This is a genomic window from Moorena sp. SIO3B2 (assembly GCF_010692525.1).
In the GTDB taxonomy this organism is placed as follows: domain Bacteria; phylum Cyanobacteriota; class Cyanobacteriia; order Cyanobacteriales; family Coleofasciculaceae; genus Moorena; species Moorena producens.
Map to the genome: position 1 here is coordinate 48,393 of NZ_JAAHHE010000008.1, position 16,178 is coordinate 64,570.

The following is a 16,178-nucleotide window of genomic DNA, read 5'->3' on the forward strand; positions in this document are numbered from 1 at the left end:
AAAGTTTCGGCTTATTTCAAGCCGAGATAAGGTGTACGCTCGCGGAATGCCTAGAAGGTGTACGTCAGCGTGACGGATGCCTAGGCTAAGCCGAGTTGCCGCTCACACTCTAGCCTGGGCTTTTTTGCTAGTAACTAGGCCACAGTAAGACATTATATCAGAATTGTGGCAATTATCGTTTACATGTTTATCACTACCAACTCTCCGAGTGCTCTCTTACTTAGATCCTTGTGATAGCAACCCCTGCAGCTCAAAAGCTGGCACATTAGCCAGTTCCTTCGGTTCTAATTTATACATGCCTCCACCATAAACTCTACCTTCAGCAACCATAGCTTTCCCAGTAATCTGGTTAAGAGCTTCTATCAGCAATTTGTCCAAGTTGGGATTTTGGTTTATGGCGTTTTCCAAATCTGGCTTGGGGTAGAGAATAAGATATGAATTGGTAACAATTGCTTTTGATTGGTTGAGAATAAATCTAAAGGGCTTTTTCCCTTGTTTATCTGAACGTTGTAATCAACTTGCTGATAGCTGTTCGCGTAGCGCATTAGCTAATAGCTGATGACTAAATGTTTACGGATAGAGAGAATTAACATTTTCATCAATTAGATAGTTAAGACTCATTCCCTTGTTGCCTAGCTTTTATTATTGCTCTTAATTGGCGCAGTTTCTCGGAAACAGGAGGCGGATTGAGTCGTTGCTGCTCCCTCATGGTATGACAATGAAAGAGCCAGTTTTTCATATATTCGCTGACAGCGTTTTGATTTTGCAGGTAATAGAGGATAGTAGCGTAGACTTGTTCTAGGGTTAATGATGTATAAGCTTGAGCAATTTCTTCTGGGGTTTTATGACAGTCTAGATAGTCATATAATATGGTTTCAATACCAATTCTTGTTCCTTTGAGGCGAATATCAGTAGGAGCAAGAAAGTTGAAATAATCTGTTAAAGCTTGATTTGACATGATCATTAGGTAAATAAACTAGTAAGTTTTATTGTAAACAGAAGTCTTTAGGTTATTGATGTGTAAACCCCGACAGTTACGTAGGGTGCGTTAGGGAAGGGCGAGCCCTCATTTTCTCGATAGCCAGGGTTAGGTTGCTGCCCGTAACGCACCACGGTGTCTACCTGTTTACCACTATCCCTAGGGCGAATAACCTTCAAGATTATTTCCACATAATCGCTCCAACAACTCCCTGGGAATAGCATCGAAATTTTCTAACAAAAAGTCCATCAGAGCAAGATGTCGTAAAACCTCAGCAGCAGGAGCCTTATAGCGCTTAGTTCCAGCAAACCAGCTGTTAACTGTACTGATGGAGCGGGAGCAGATTAATGCTATGTCTTCTCGACTGACCTCCCATTTCGAGATGAACTCCTTTGGTGTCATGGCCAGTTGCCAGTGACTGTACATTTGGATCAGGATACGGTCTAGGTCAGTTAGGGGACGAGGATAGGATTTTGGGCGGGTGGGTTTATTGCCTGCTAGTTGTGCCAGGCGGTCTAGGTATCGCTGATAGTAGATAGCATGATCAGTTGAGCGTTTTTTTGGCATGATGGAATTATCTCCAATGTCCTTGGGGAATAAGCCGCGCTGTTGGAATGATCGTCTCAAGAAGCGCGGCTTTTTGTCCGATAATCATCTCGAAATACCAGACATTTTTATTATTACTAATAAATCATAATGTGTCAAGATTATTTCTGGTATTTTTAACAGTTTTTAACAAACCAAAAATTTACTTTTGGCAATTTTAACGATTAGCTATTAGTGAAATTTATGGAGCAGTAATTTAATCAAGTAATATAGATTTTTTTAAAATAGGTAAGGTAAGCATATGCGCTACGCGCACGCTGCTTGAGGTGCCGTCAGCTTTCAGCCGTCAGCCATTCGCGAGCTGATAGCTGATAGCTGATAGCTGATAGCTGATAGCTGATAGCTTAGCTATCAACAATACATTTCGCCTCCAAAACCACCAATCCCTTAGTTTCAAACACCGAACAGGATGCCATCACTTGTTCCAAAGCAGGTTTTATCCCTTGTTCAAGTTGTTCAATAGCATGATTAGCGGCTGGCTGATACTGATTCAACCACTTTCGATCTTGAATAGCATCAGCCCTTAACTCGATTGGGTTTAGTACCCAAAAATCAATATCATAGGTTTTAATAAACTCCTTAACAACTGATAGATTAGCACTATATTGGGCATCAATTAAATCTAGAGTTCGTTGTCGAAATTTCTGATAATATCCGACGTGGTAAGGAATAGCATATTCACTGGCTACCAACACAGAACGCTGAGCAAAGGTGGGGATATTATTCATCTCTGGAGACAGAGAAGCAATTAAGCTATCTTTCGGTTGTTGTTGAAAATATTTATACAACGATGGAGTATCCCCGACTTTATACGCAGTAATGGGAAAATCATCCACAAAACTAGGATATAATAGTAATGCTGCTGCAATTATCGTAGTAGTTGCTATCGCCAAAACGTTAGGTATAGAAAAAATTCCAGAAAAACCGCTTTGGCTAGGCTGGCTTGCCCATTTAACTACGCTATCAATCAGAATGATAAAAACTATACCAGCACTTAGCACCATGATCACTCTCAGACTATGTTGAGTATAGCGACTAGGAAGATGCAATTTAAATAGCAAAACATGAGCAGCAACAAACATCCCAAGAGAGGCTATGACCATCTGGAGCAAAAGGATAATTTCTTTACTGATCTGCTTCACTAACGGAAATTTATTGGGAAATAAGGGCAAGAGCAGCAGTAAAAATCCCGCGCCATTAGTAGCTGGAGTAAGAATCGAAGTCAGACGAAGTCCGCTTCTACCTTTTAACCAAAACTTAGCGGGATCATCATCATAAAAAAAACGCGATCGCCCCCCTGGAAAAAACTCTGGTAACTGTCTCGCTTCAGCTACAGAAATCACTGGACCAAACTCATTGGTTTTCAGGGCATAGGGCAGCATCACCAAAAAGGCTACTATCAATCCCGCCAGACACAACCAACGTCGCTCTTGGGATAAGCCTAACTTACCATTGCGCCATTCAAATAGTCGTAAAACTAAGGTACCGGAAGAAATAAATACTAACTGGGGATAGAATAGACCTTGGAGTGCGATCGCACCCAAACAAAACCACAATGACCCCCGCACTAGGTAATACATAAACCCCAACAACAGGGGATAGACAAACGCCTTCGGTGTTCCAGACACCACCGTATCAGTCATGCCCAAGGCTTGAGACAGCAACAAGGTAGCACTAAAGGCTGCTGCTGGTACTGGCAACAATTCCAGACATACCCAAAAGCAATAGCTAGCGCTAACCAGATTCAACACTACCGGTAAGAGTTTGTTAAATAGCAATGGATTAACACCCAATGCTGCTATGATTCGATAGACTGTAGTGTACCCAGCTGGAGCAACCGTTTGAAAGTAATCAGCAATTAAGTCTTTAGGAAACAGCTCTGGATCAAGAAATCGCATCATCCAAAATATATGTTGTCGTGCATCATCTTGGACAATATACTCACCGCTGAACGCTTCCCTTAGTGCTAGCAAGCTATACACTACGGTAAAGGTTAGGCTGAGGCTAAACCAAAAGATAACTTGAGGAGTAAATCGTTTGTTACAAGGAGTTGTGAGTAATCTCTCAATAGGGGCAATCATTTAGTCAAGGGAATAGGGAGTCGGGAATCGGGAATCGGGAGTCGGGAGTCGGGAGTCGGGAATCGGGAATAGGGAGTAGGGAGTAGCGAAAAAATCTAGTGTATCTGATTACTATGAGAAACGCTATATAAGTGGTTTCTGCTTTTAAGCTTGCCCACTCCCTCTGTTTTTGTCAATCCTCTCTATGTCATTGGGATGAAATGCTTTGAGAAGCAGCAAATTACAAAACTAGTTGTAGTATTCATATCGGAGTAATTAGATTACAGTAATACTAATATTTTTGCCAATAGTGCTGAAAAAATTAGCAAAAATCTCTACCTCACGGAAAATGCGTGTGATCTCCTCTCACTATACAATTCTCGTCATAGGTGGCTGAAATCTAATTGCTTCACAGCTAGTCGAGGGTCTTTCTTTCAGTTTTGTATAGTTCGTCGAATTCACGTTAACAATAACAGTCTATTATCTATTTATGCAATGACAATCAATAATACCAATTCCAAAAATGAATCTTTCGATCTCATTATTTGTGGATTAGCTTTCCAGTTTCTTCCGTTATTAATTTGTGTATTAGTTTTATTAATTTGTGAAGGTTTTTCATTACCATTTCCTAGATTTTTAATTTCTTTAAGTATATCAGCAATAGCATATGGATATATACCTCTTCTCAAAGGATGCCGTCTATATAGTTACGACAAGGGATATGCAAGTAAGTGGGGATGGTTCGGATTATTAAGTATTTTGGGATTATCATTCCTATTACTTTTTCCGGAAAAGAGAACAAATTTTTATTCAGAAGGGTCATTGGGTAATGACTCAATAAAGTTCCCCTTTAATAAGCTTAATATTCCTGAATTTTTATTATATTACTCGATAGCTTTCCCAATTTTAATTTTAACAATATTTATAATTATATTGTTAATTATTGGATTATTTTCCTTGGTAAAGGGCAGTGATTTTATTGATTTATTTTCAAATGCTACCTGGGATATATTACCTGAATTATATGTCACCATTACATACTTATTTATAGGATTATTTTTATTTAGATATATCCGAATACTAGGATTCGATGTTGAAAAATTTGGGATTTTGAATTTTGGTAGTTTAAAGCCAATAATTAATTGGAAATTAATTATTTTAATAGTTTTTTTAAACTATGCTTTTGCTTGGGGCTTTAATTCCTTAATTTCATATTATATTTCATTTATTTACCCAGATTTTATTGAAAACTCGATTAATGAATTAGAATTTACAAATGTTATAGGGCTAATATCTTGGAGCTTTTCGGCGATTGTTTTTGCTCCGTTGTTGGAAGAGCTTATTTGTCGTGGAATAATCTTGCAGAAGTGGGCAATGAAATGGGGGATAAAAGCCGGAATAGTTACCTCATCTTTATTATTTGCGATTTGCCATTTGCGATTCGATATTGTATCCTTATTCATTGCCGGAACTATATTGTCTGTTCTATACTTTAAGACTGGCAACTTAATAGTACCAATCCTTTGTCATAGTCTTTACAATACTATTGTTACAATTTTTATGATTGGACGGTACTATAGTAGCTCAAACGTTGACTTCGTTTCGGTAAACGATTATCGAGTTTCCATGGAACCATTATTAGGTCAAAAAGCAATTGTAGCAGCTATATCCTTTGCCGTTATCATGTTTTTTTTATATAGAAATTTTCCTAAACAAGATGACATCCTTCCCTACTATAGAAATTCTAAGTGATTGATTAAAATTGTAAGGAATCCAAGGGGTTAAATTCACCTGTCCTGTTGGGATTAGCGCTACCACCATCCATAAACAGGCATCTTGGTGGAACGGGCATCTTGCCCGTTTCATTTCCGGACGGACTATCCCAACTAGGCGCGACCAGGCGAAAAATGAGTGGGAGCCCAAAGCTGGTGCGTTACGGGGCGGACTATCCCAACCCTGGCCACGAGGCGAAAAATAAGGGCAAGTCCGCCCCTAACACACCCTACTTCTTAACCCTCAAACCTTCAACCTTCAACCTTCAACCTTCAACCTTAAACCTTCAACCTTGGCCAAAAGGCCACGCTACGCGAACAACCAAATAACCTTGGCCAAAAGGCCACGCGATCGCGTTCAACCTTCAACCTTCAACCTTCAACCTTCAACCTTCAACCTTCAACCTTCAACCTTCAACCTTCAAACTTCAACCTTCAAACTTCAAACCTTCAAACCTTCAACCGCTTAACCTCCAAAAAAAAACCCCCAATCGGGGGTAGTGCATCAAAACTTTGTTAACCAAACTGTGGCGGAAACTAATTAATCAAATACACGATTACAAACAGAACAATCCACACCACATCAACGAAGTGCCAGTAGAGTTCTGCGGCTTCTACACCAAAATGCTCTTCACTGGAGTAGTGCTTTGAATTTAGCGATCTCAATAATACTAACACAATTAACCCGAGTCCGCAAGTAACATGAAGACCATGGAAACCAGTTAAGGCAAAGAAAGAACTGGTAAATAAGTTAGTAGTCAGACCAAAGTCTACATGGGTGTACTCATAGACTTGTCCTCCTAAGAACATCGCACCCATCAGAGCAGTGATTCCAAACCAGAGTCGCAAACCAGAGACATCATTCTTCTTAATAGCACTCTGGCCCCGGTGCATGACGAAACTACTAGTAATCAGGATGATGGTGTTAATTGTTGGCACCAATAACTCTAATTCTGTACCCTCTGGAGGCCAAGCTGGCATGGTCGCTTTATAAATTAAAAAAGCGGCAAACATCCCCAAGAAGGTCATACTATCAGCAGCCAGAAACACCACCAAACCAAACATCCGAAAATCCGGATGCTCCTCGTGATGTACCTCTGCCGCCTCAACCTCATGATGATAGTTGAGGCTAGTTTTAGACGGATCTATCGTTGAGCCTTGCATAAATTCCTTTGAATTAATCTTGAGCTGACATTTGTGCCTGTTGAGCTTCGATTAGGGTAGGTTAGGAGGTTAAATTAAGAATTAAGAATTAAGAATTAAGAATTAAGAATGTAGAATGTAGAATTCTACATTCTTAATTCTACATTCTACATTCTACATTCTACATTCTGACAGACAACCTTGGCCAAAGGCCACGCTACGCGAACAACCTTGGCCAAAGGCCACGCTACGCGAACAACCTTGGCCAAAGGCCACGCTACGCGAACAACCTTCAACCTGCTAACCTACCCAACATCTCCTTTAACTTCAACCAGCAACTCCTCGACCTGTTTATCGGTGTCAACACTATAACTGTCGATACCGTATTCGTAAGGACCGGACCACAAAATTGGTTCCTCGTCAAAGTTCTCAATGGCAGGAGGAGAGGTAGTTTGCCACTCTAATGTCAGAGCTCTCCAAGGATTGCGACCAGCAATCTTACCACGGTTCAAACTCCAGATGATATTAATCACAAAGGGTATGGTAGAAACGGCAAGAAGATAGGAGCCAATAGTGCAGATCATGTTGAGGCTTTGAAACTGGGGGTCATACATAGCAACCCTACGGTTCATACCCAATAGACCAAGCTCATGCATCGGCAAGAAGGTCATGTTTAGACCAATGAAGGTCAACACAAAGTGAATGCGTCCTAAGGTTTCGTTGACCATTCGCCCGGTCATTTTGGGGAACCAGTGATAAACCGCGCCAAATAACCCTAGCACACTACCACCAAACAGAACGTAGTGGAAGTGAGCCACAATGAAATAAGTGTCATGGACATGGACATCAAAGGGAACGGAAGCGAGCATGACACCGCTAAGACCCCCAATCAAAAATGCCGAGATAAAGCCCATACCAAAGAGCATGGCACTATTTAAGTTGATTTTTCCGCCCCAAATCGTTGCCACCCAGCTAAACACCTTAATCCCTGTGGGCACAGCAATCAGCATGGTGGCAGCCATAAAGAACATCCGCAACCAACCAGGAGTGCCACTAGTGAACATATGGTGCGCCCAGACAATTAGTCCTAGGAAACAAATCAACATACTGGAGTATGCGATCGCACGATAGCCAAAAACCGGCTTACGGGCATGTACCGGTAGGATTTCCGAGATTACCCCAAAGAACGGTAGCACCATGATGTACACCGCCGGGTGGGAGTAAAACCAAAACATGTGCTGGTAAACAATTGGGTCTCCTCCCCCAGCCGGGTTAAAGAAATTGGTGCCAGCAATTAAATCAAAGGACAGGAAAATTAACGCTGCTGCTAGGACTGGAGTACCAATCAAAACTAGGATTGAGGTTCCTAACATTGCCCAGCAAAACAGAGGCATATCATGAATAGTCATGCTAGGTGTGCGCATCTTCACAATAGTAGTGAAGAAGTTAAGCGCCCCTAGCACTGAGGAAGTCCCGATCACCAGGATGCTCAAAATCCAAATTTCTTCACCCACCTGAGAACTAATTAAGCTCAAAGGGGGGTAAGAGGTCCAACCGGCTTCGGGAGCACCTACGAAAAAACTACTCATTAACAGCAAACCCCCCACAGCATTCATCCAGAATGCCACTGCATTCAGCTTGGGGAATGCCATATCCTTTGCCCCAATCATCAAGGGAATCAGATAGTTAGCAAAAGCAGCACCAGCCGGGATAATCCATAGGAACAACATAATTGTTCCGTGCATGGTGAACACTCGGTTGTAGGTTAAAGGGCTCAATAAATCCGGGTCTGGTGTGGCCAACTCAGTGCGAATTAATCCAGCTAATGCGCCACCGATGAAATAGAACACAAATGAAGTGACCAGGTATTGAATCCCAATCACTTTATGGTCGGTATTGAACGTGAAGTAATCTTGCCAACGCCGCTCATGTTCTTCAACATGACCAGCATCCTTTACCGATTCCGGTTTTTCTAATTGCGTCGTCATGGGATAGTGGAGGTGTGATGGACTAAAAGGATAGGCAACAGCCAAAATTAAGAATGTAGAATTTAGAATTTAGAATTTAGAATGTAGAATTTAGAATTTAGAATTTAGAATTTAGAATTTAGAATTTAGAATTTAGAATTTAGAATTTAGAATTTAGAATTTAGAATTTAGAATTTAGAATTTAGAAGGTCGAATCAATAATTAAGAAGGTCTAAGGTCTAAGGTCTAAGGTCTAAGGTCTAAGGTCTAATGAATAATTAAGACTGTAGACTGTAGACTGTAGACTGAACTAATTCTTCATTCTTCATTCTTCATTCTTCATTCTTCATTCTTCATTCTTCATTCTTCATTCTTCATTCTTCATTCTTCATTCTTCATTCTTCATTCTTCATTCTTCATTCTTCATTCTTCATTCTTCATTCTAGACAAGATGGGTGGTAGGCTTGACTCCAATTGCTGTTTGACCACCCCTCACTCAAGCAACAATAAATTGCACCTTGACCCGTGGTACCGGGTTTACCCCGATTAATCACGGTTTAAGAGTATCCCACAACAACTAACCCTCTAAAATTAACCATGCTGTTACACTTGAGTACTTGGAAAGAAATTGAAGCTTACCTAAAGCAATCACCAGGGATTATTCTGCCCATTGGTTCAACGGAACAACATGGACCAACGGGGTTGATTGGCACCGACGCAATATGTGCAGAAGCGATCGCAAAAGGTGTGTCTGAAGCAACCAATGCCCTAGTTGCTCCCACCATTAATGTCGGGATGGCCTTACACCACACGGCTTTTCCCGGTAGCATCAGTTTGAAACCGAGTACATTAATTCAGGTGATCAAAGATTATCTGACTTGCTTGACTAGAGCTGGGTTCACCAAGTTTTTCTTTATCAATGGTCATGGGGGTAATATCGCTACCCTTAAGGCAGCGTTTTCTGAAAGTTACGCCCACTTGAGCGATTTACAGATTCCTAATGGGGAAAGGGTTCAGTGTCGGGTAGCTAATTGGTTTATGTGCCGTTCTGTCTATAAATTAGCTAAGGAGTTGTATGGGAATCAAGAAGGTTCCCATGCTACTCCTTCTGAGGTAGCACTTACCCAATATCTCTATCCCGAAGCCATTAAACGAGCACCCCTGTCAGAAACCGTTGCGTCTGGACACCCAATTTATGGAGCCGCAGATTTTCGTCGCCGTTATCCCGATGGTCGTATGGGGTCTAATCCAGCCTTAGCAACACCGCAACATGGTAAGCAGTTTTATGAGTTGGCAGTCAAGGAGTTGAGCGGTAGTTATTTGGAGTTTCTGGCCGCAGATTGAATCGGGAAGTTAGAATTTAGAATTTAGAATCGGGAATCGGGAATCGGGAATCGGGAATCGGGAATCGGGAATCGGGAATTGGGAATCGGGAATCGGGAACATTATCAAAGAGATAGGATATGATATACCGATAATTACCCTTAATAAAAATCTCCCCATCTCCCCATCTCCCCATCTCCCCATCTCCCCACCCTCCTGGTTATGATGGGTATTCAACCGAACTTGATCTTAGATCTTAGATCTGATCCTCGATATCTTCAGGGAAGTCCTGGCGTAATCCCCCAGGCAAGGCAGCAATAATGGCATCTAGTACTCTCGATACTTGAATAATTTCAATACCGAGATCAGGTAAGGTTTGACCTTTGGGTACAATGGCTCGCTTGAACCCTAACTTGGCAGCTTCTTTGAGTCGGAGTTCCATCTGAGAGACTAGTCGCACTTGCCCCCCTAAGCTGATTTCACCAATCATAACCGTGCGAGGATCGACAACGCGATCGCGAAAACTGGCTACTACCGCAATAGCCATTCCTAAATCAGCTGCCGGTTCTTCTACTCCTAGCCCCCCTGCTGTTGCTACATAAGCATCTAATTTCGATAGAGGAATCCCGACTCGCTTTTCCAAGACTGCCAGGATTTGTTGTAAGCGGTTGTAATCCACTCCAGTGGTTGAGCGGCGTGGTGCCCCATAACTAGCAGGACTTACCAGGGCTTGCAACTCTACCAGAATCGGACGAGTACCTTCACAAGCCACTACAGTAGCAGTACCAGGACTCATTTCATCTCGGTTACCCAAAAACAGATCAGAAGGATTCAAGACTTCCTGCAAACCGTTGCTGACCATTTCAAAAATACCGATTTCATGAGTAGCCCCAAAGCGGTTTTTAACAGAACGCAGTAGCCGGTGGGAAGCAAAGCGATCGCCTTCAAAGTACAATACAGTATCGACTAAGTGTTCCAGTACCCTTGGTCCTGCGATCGCGCCTTCTTTGGTCACATGACCCACAATTAACAGAGTAATGTTTGACCGCTTTGCTACCTGCATCAGGGCAGAGGTACATTCCCGCACTTGAGCAACAGAACCAGGAGCAGAGGTCAAGGCCGGAAAATAAAGAGTCTGAATACTGTCAATCACTGCTACCTGAGGTTTGAGGGACTCCAACTCTCGCAGAATTTCCTCTAAATCAGTTTCTGGTAGAATATACAGCTCAGCGTCTTTAGAGTCAGACTCTTGAGAGTCAGACTCTTGAGCGGCTATAGGGGTTTTAGAAGACTTAGACTTAGAAGACTTAGACTTAGAAGACTTAGACTTAGAAGACTTAGGGTCGTTTTTGACCCTACTGTTATTAGATTCGAGATCAGAGGTTTCTGCTGATACCACACCCAGGCGAGATGCTCGCAGTTTTACCTGCTGTCCTGATTCTTCTGCACAAACGTATAGAATGCGATGTAACTTGGCAAGTTGATTGGCAACTTGGAGCATTAAGGTTGATTTGCCAATGCCTGGATCGCCACCAATTAATACTAAAGACCCAGGCACAACGCCACCTCCGAGCACTCGGTCGAGTTCCCCATAGCCTGAGGGGAAGCGGATCTCGACAGTATCAACAATTTCTGAGAAGGTAAGGGATGATCTGGGTTGAGCCGGTCCAGTGTTAGGCTCGTGGTTATCCGAATAAGTATTGGATTGCCAACCCCCGCGACTGATTTTGACCGGAGTTGGGGGAGCTACCTCATCCAAGGAATTGTAAGTACCACAGGCAGGACATTTGCCGAACCATTGGGAGGACTCAGCACCACAGGCATTACACACATAGAGCGTTTTAGGCTTCGGCATCCTACTTGAAAAGTCTTAAAAACTCTTAAAAAAACTCAATAATTAAATTAACATTAATGAAAGTCAAGGAAGACTTCACCAGCAAGGAAAATATAATTCTCAACGATAAAACCAACTTTGTAAAGGGTTACATTTTAGAGATAAACTACTGATAAATTAATAAATCATTAATCTTACTTCACCATTTCAGGAGTATAACGTCCATTGGAAACTCATAAAGAAAAAATTCTTGTTGTTGATGACGAGGCCAGTATCCGTCGAATATTAGAAACTAGGTTATCCATGATTGGCTACGAAGTAGTCACAGCCGCTGATGGAGAAGAAGCCCTAAACACATTTCGTGATACAGAGCCTGACCTAGTGGTGTTAGATGTGATGATGCCAAAGCTAGACGGCTATGGTGTCTGTCAAGAATTACGCAAGGAATCAGACATTCCCATTATTATGCTAACTGCTTTAGGGGATGTAGCTGACCGGATTACCGGTCTAGAGTTAGGAGCAGATGACTATGTGGTCAAGCCCTTTTCTCCAAAAGAATTGGAAGCCCGTATTCGTTCCGTACTGCGCAGGTTTGATAAAGTGGGGGCTGCTGGTATTCCTAGTTCTGGGGTGATTCATGTCGGGAGTATCAAAATCGACACCAATAAGCGACAAGTCTACAAAGGGGATGAGCGGATTCGCCTGACTGGGATGGAGTTCAGTCTTCTAGAGTTATTAGTCAGACGTTCCGGAGAACCATTCTCCCGTTCTGAAATTTTGCAGGAAGTGTGGGGCTATACCCCTGAACGCCATGTGGATACCCGTGTAGTAGATGTCCACATCTCCCGGTTACGAGCCAAGTTAGAGGATGATCCTAGTAATCCTGAGCTAATTCTCACCGCACGAGGTACAGGTTATTTGTTCCAACGGATCATTGAACCAGATGACAAATAATAACACCTTGATGTTTCGTTTCAGCTGCGTAAGTCCTGAACTAATAACCAACAGGTGAGTGATGGCTAAACCCGACCAAAATGATGTACTGCGGCTGCTGCCATTTGCGGTTGGAGGATTGGCAGGGGGTCTGTTGCTGATCAATCGTTTATTAACCTCCCAGCTCACCAATTCTCAAGCTCGTTCTGATGCTGTAGGGGTAATTGTTTGTGCTGTATTGATTTTGACAGGTTTACTGTGGCAGCAGGTACAGCCCAAACCTCCTGATGCCGTTAAACTGATTGGCGAAGAGGGTTTCGACCTCGCTCCAGAGCTGCCAGATCAGGTCAAAACTGAATTAGCCTGGGCATCCCATCTATTACTGACTAATACAGTAACGCGATCGCTTGTGGTGGTATACCAAGGCAAAGTCCTGCTCCGGCGGGGGATCTTGGGCAAAAATCCCCAAGTCGAGCCTGGAGCCATTCTCAAGCGGGTTCTAGAAACTCAAAAAGCCGTGTATCTGGTTAACCTGAAGCTCTATCCAGGGCGACTTGAATTTGACTACTTGCCTGATAACACACAAGGTGTCATATGTCAACCGATTGGCAACCAAGGAGCGCTAATTTTGGCAGCCAATGCTCCCCGAAGTTACACTAAACAAGATGAAAAGTGGATTGAGGGGATTGCTGATAAAGTCGCCAATACTCTCTCTGGTCATTTATAAGATGTGGGTACCGCTTCGAATTTAAATAATGTGGTTAATCATTTTGTACTGGTTCCTGATTCTGCTGATGCTAGTAGGCATTATTGGTTCGGTTGTTCCTGGCATTCCCGGTGCCATGTTGATTTTAGCTGCCACCATAATTTGGGGTATTGCTGAGGGCTTTAGTAGCGTCACCTGGGCATTGGGCGTAGCTATCTTTGTGTTGCTACTGGGTATGGGGGTCGATTTTTTAGCCGCTTACTGGGGAGCCAAAAAAGCTGGTGCTAGTAATTGGGGACAAATTGGTTCCATAATCGGCTTGTTCATGGGGGTGTTTGGTCTTTTACCCGCCTTGCCCTTCGGCGGACCGTTACTAGGGATTTTGCTTGGACCGTTGTTAGGGGCGTTTGTAGGTGAGTTTCTCTATCAACGGAAGTTAAAGTTACAGGATAGAATTAAGCAATCCTTTAAAGCTGGCTTGGGGATTGTAGTCGGTTCATTGGTAGGAAATTTGATTCAGGCAATGCTTGCGATCGCTACTGTGGTGGTGTTTATTTTCACCACTTGGCCCCCAGGTGCAGGGATTTAGCTTGAAATTTAGATTGAACAGGGTGATGGGGTGCACTACTGCCTGCTAAATAACGCTAACTAACAAGTTCACCGACTCAGCAATTTGCACCGTAGGCGATCAAGGGCATAGCAGGCGCTGATGTGACGTAGGTCAGACCGACTCCGATGTTGACCCAAGGTGTACTTGTAGCATTCTAAAATGCCATCTGGTCCGGCTAGACCAATGTAAACTAGACCCACAGGCTTGGTATCGGTATTGCCTCCAGGTCCAGCTATGCCTGTAATACTAAGTGACCAGGTTGAAGAAAGAAGCGATCGCACTCCTGTTGCCATTTGCTCTGCTACAACCTTACTTACCGCCCCCATCGCCTTCAAATCTGAGGAATTCACTCCCAGTACACCAGTTTTCACAGCGTTATCATAAGCAATGATACCTCCGAGAAAATAATTAGAACTCCCCGGGACACTGGTTATCATACTGCCAATACCGCCGCCAGTACAGGATTCTGCTACGCTCAAAGTTTCTGAGGCAGCCGTTAATAGCTCACCCACTACAGAGGCTAGGGTATCGGTGTCAGTACCGAAATAGTTAATTCCCCCAATCTCCTGTAATTTTTGGGCTACTGGTTCAATTAGCTGTTGCGCTTCACTTTCTGAAGCCGCACGGGCAGAAACTCTTAACCTAACTTGTCCCTTACTAGCATAGGGAGCAACGGTGGGGTTGGTAAGGTCAAAAAAGGGAGCAACTTTCTCAGCCAAAGCCGATTCTCCAATTCCCCAAAACCGCAACATCCGGCTATAAACGATTTCTTTACCCCAGCCTTGGCTTTTGAGATAGGGAACAGCCGTGTCTCGCCACATCTGATGCATTTCCCTAGGAACACCAGGAAACGTGAGAATGCTTAAATCAGCACGGGGTTTCCAGATGATACCAGGAGCTGTTCCATTCAAGTTGGGTAATACTTGTGCCCCTTCCGGGATTAGGGCTTGCTTGCGGTTATTGGTAGTTAATTGACGTCCCCGCCGGGCAAACTTCTGAGTGATGTCCTCTATAACATCTGGTTCTTCAATCAGAGGAGCCCCAAAAAATTTAGCGATCGCTTCCGTGGTCAAGTCATCGGGCGTCGGACCAAGACCACCAGTAAATATTAGGATAGTGGAGCGCTCACTAGCAATTGCCAATACTTGCTGTAAACGCCCGATATTATCTCCCACTACTGTCTGATAGTAGTGAGGAATCCCCAATGCGGCTAGCTCCTGGGCTAAAAACTGAGAATTGCTGTTGAGAATATCCCCCAGCAGTAGTTCGGTACCTACACAAATAATTTCTGCACTCATCGATTATGCCTCAGGGGCAAGATAACATTCATTTCTTTCGGCTCTTATCTTATAATCCCACACTGACAGCAATTTTAAAACTATAGCGTTTTCACATGATATGTGAAACTAGGATTGATCTAAAAAGGTAACAGGTAATAGGTAATAGGTAATAGGGAGTAGGTAATATAGCCTTAAAAATTATCCTAATTTATTTATTATACCTATAAATATAGCAGAAGTCAGAAGTCAGAAGTCAGAAGTCAGAAGTCAGAAGTCAAACTCTTGCGCTTACAAAGGGTGTGAGACTTTTGTCATGTCCTAACTGCTCTGGCGACTGCTATACTATAATTTTATTTTTCATGAAAAATAAAATTATGTTAGGTAAATTAAGAGCAGCATAAAATATATACCAGTATTTTTTTGTGTTATGCTAAATCATCAACATTGGGGTTGATTATCTATTTTTAAATGCTATATTTAGTAGTGTTTGATAGGGTTTATCATAGTTATGATGTACACAGGTTTTTTTTCCGATTCCCTGTGGGTGCATCTCACTGTCTTGATGATTTTTAACGACAAATTAAGTACATTTTCTTATCCCCCACACCCGGTCACCCCACACCCGGTCACCCCACACCTGAGGTCTTTGTAAAAAACCTACCCTTATGAGGGAGGGTGGGGAGGGTGGGGAGGGTGGGGAGGGTGGGAAGTGTGGGGAGGGTGGGAAGTGTGGGGAGATGGGGGAAATTTTTATTAAGGGTAATTATCCTGACATGATATTACGGCAAACCAGTAGGTCAAGGCGAGGGTAGTGATAAACATGATGTCAAAGCCTCCGAGGGAAAATGCCTGGAGACTGATTCGTCGGGTTCGTTTCACATAGGTGCGCTCTTACCATTAAGAATTAAATTCGCCACGGGTCGCACCTGAGTTGCTCATGATCCTGACCCGGTGATGGCCTCACG

At 42.9% G+C, this 16,178-nt stretch carries 18 protein-coding genes; 7 read left to right on the forward strand and 11 right to left on the reverse strand.

The annotated features are described in order from the left end of the window. Nucleotides 1–216: 216 nt before the first annotated feature. The 5 genes from F6K38_RS03605 to F6K38_RS03625 form a co-directional block, all read right to left on the reverse strand. Complete coding sequence (locus F6K38_RS03605; protein WP_499881595.1) at nucleotides 217–471, reverse strand: hypothetical protein; 255 nt, start codon at nucleotides 469–471, stop codon at nucleotides 217–219. A gap of 139 nt (nucleotides 472–610) precedes the next feature. Then, the gene (locus tag F6K38_RS03610; protein WP_008186846.1) at nucleotides 611–958 is read right to left on the reverse strand and encodes a DUF433 domain-containing protein; all 348 of its coding nucleotides are present in this window, start codon (nucleotides 956–958) and stop codon (nucleotides 611–613) included. 47 nt (nucleotides 959–1,005) lie between these two features. Next, a complete protein-coding gene (locus F6K38_RS03615) occupies nucleotides 1,006–1,158 on the reverse strand; it encodes a hypothetical protein (protein ID WP_154659855.1) in 153 nt (50 codons plus the stop codon). Beyond that, nucleotides 1,139–1,546 carry a hypothetical protein gene (locus F6K38_RS03620; RefSeq protein ID WP_008186848.1) on the reverse strand — a complete coding sequence of 136 codons (408 nt, stop codon included), beginning with the start codon at nucleotides 1,544–1,546 and terminating at the stop codon, nucleotides 1,139–1,141. Before F6K38_RS03620 ends, F6K38_RS03615 begins: the two co-directional genes overlap by 20 nt. A gap of 383 nt (nucleotides 1,547–1,929) precedes the next feature. Then, a complete protein-coding gene (locus tag F6K38_RS03625) occupies nucleotides 1,930–3,666 on the reverse strand; it encodes a hypothetical protein (RefSeq protein ID WP_008186850.1) in 1,737 nt (578 codons plus the stop codon). A gap of 474 nt (nucleotides 3,667–4,140) precedes the next feature. Between F6K38_RS03625 and F6K38_RS03630 the strand changes: the two genes are divergently transcribed. From F6K38_RS03630 to F6K38_RS03640, 3 genes are all read left to right on the forward strand, one after another. Next, nucleotides 4,141–5,397 (forward strand): CPBP family intramembrane glutamic endopeptidase, encoded by a 1,257-nt coding sequence (locus F6K38_RS03630; protein WP_287262927.1) that lies wholly within the window; start codon nucleotides 4,141–4,143, stop codon nucleotides 5,395–5,397. A gap of 155 nt (nucleotides 5,398–5,552) precedes the next feature. After that, nucleotides 5,553–5,747 (forward strand): hypothetical protein, encoded by a 195-nt coding sequence (locus F6K38_RS03635; RefSeq protein ID WP_131827264.1) that lies wholly within the window; start codon nucleotides 5,553–5,555, stop codon nucleotides 5,745–5,747. A 2-nt stretch (nucleotides 5,748–5,749) separates the two neighbouring features. Continuing rightward, on the forward strand, nucleotides 5,750–5,887 hold the full coding sequence (locus tag F6K38_RS03640) for a hypothetical protein (protein WP_287356093.1): 138 nt from the start codon (nucleotides 5,750–5,752) through the stop codon (nucleotides 5,885–5,887). Nucleotides 5,888–5,954: 67 nt separating this feature from the next. Here F6K38_RS03640 and F6K38_RS03645 read toward each other — a convergent pair whose 3' ends face one another. From F6K38_RS03645 to ctaD, 3 genes are all read right to left on the reverse strand, one after another. Next, a complete protein-coding gene (locus F6K38_RS03645; protein WP_008186856.1) occupies nucleotides 5,955–6,581 on the reverse strand; it encodes a cytochrome c oxidase subunit 3 in 627 nt (208 codons plus the stop codon). Between the two features lie 146 nt (nucleotides 6,582–6,727). Next, a complete protein-coding gene (locus F6K38_RS03650) occupies nucleotides 6,728–6,856 on the reverse strand; it encodes a hypothetical protein (protein ID WP_267872063.1) in 129 nt (42 codons plus the stop codon). Nucleotides 6,857–6,865: 9 nt separating this feature from the next. Continuing rightward, nucleotides 6,866–8,548 carry a cytochrome c oxidase subunit I gene (ctaD, locus tag F6K38_RS03655; RefSeq protein WP_008186858.1) on the reverse strand — a complete coding sequence of 561 codons (1,683 nt, stop codon included), beginning with the start codon at nucleotides 8,546–8,548 and terminating at the stop codon, nucleotides 6,866–6,868. A 576-nt stretch (nucleotides 8,549–9,124) separates the two neighbouring features. On the opposite strand from ctaD, the gene F6K38_RS03660 reads away from it, so the two are divergent. Then, nucleotides 9,125–9,871 carry a creatininase family protein gene (locus F6K38_RS03660; RefSeq protein WP_287356095.1) on the forward strand — a complete coding sequence of 249 codons (747 nt, stop codon included), beginning with the start codon at nucleotides 9,125–9,127 and terminating at the stop codon, nucleotides 9,869–9,871. 16 nt (nucleotides 9,872–9,887) lie between these two features. Here F6K38_RS03660 and F6K38_RS03665 read toward each other — a convergent pair whose 3' ends face one another. Next, on the reverse strand, nucleotides 9,888–10,046 hold the full coding sequence (locus F6K38_RS03665) for a hypothetical protein (protein ID WP_154659846.1): 159 nt from the start codon (nucleotides 10,044–10,046) through the stop codon (nucleotides 9,888–9,890). Nucleotides 10,047–10,106: 60 nt separating this feature from the next. Continuing rightward, a complete protein-coding gene (radA, locus tag F6K38_RS03670) occupies nucleotides 10,107–11,705 on the reverse strand; it encodes a DNA repair protein RadA (RefSeq protein WP_008186382.1) in 1,599 nt (532 codons plus the stop codon). Nucleotides 11,706–11,909: 204 nt separating this feature from the next. Here radA and rpaB point away from each other — a divergent pair, with 204 nt between their 5' ends. From rpaB to F6K38_RS03685, 3 genes are all read left to right on the forward strand, one after another. Then, the gene (rpaB, locus tag F6K38_RS03675) at nucleotides 11,910–12,638 is read left to right on the forward strand and encodes a response regulator transcription factor RpaB (protein WP_008186378.1); all 729 of its coding nucleotides are present in this window, start codon (nucleotides 11,910–11,912) and stop codon (nucleotides 12,636–12,638) included. A gap of 61 nt (nucleotides 12,639–12,699) precedes the next feature. Further along, the gene (locus F6K38_RS03680) at nucleotides 12,700–13,344 is read left to right on the forward strand and encodes a cofactor assembly of complex C subunit B (RefSeq protein WP_008186376.1); all 645 of its coding nucleotides are present in this window, start codon (nucleotides 12,700–12,702) and stop codon (nucleotides 13,342–13,344) included. 28 nt (nucleotides 13,345–13,372) lie between these two features. Next, a complete protein-coding gene (locus F6K38_RS03685) occupies nucleotides 13,373–13,912 on the forward strand; it encodes a DUF456 domain-containing protein (RefSeq protein WP_008186373.1) in 540 nt (179 codons plus the stop codon). Nucleotides 13,913–13,980: 68 nt separating this feature from the next. Here the strand turns inward: F6K38_RS03685 and F6K38_RS03690 are convergent, their stop codons facing one another. Beyond that, nucleotides 13,981–15,231 carry a competence/damage-inducible protein A gene (locus tag F6K38_RS03690; RefSeq protein ID WP_287251088.1) on the reverse strand — a complete coding sequence of 417 codons (1,251 nt, stop codon included), beginning with the start codon at nucleotides 15,229–15,231 and terminating at the stop codon, nucleotides 13,981–13,983. Nucleotides 15,232–16,178: the final 947 nt, after the last annotated feature.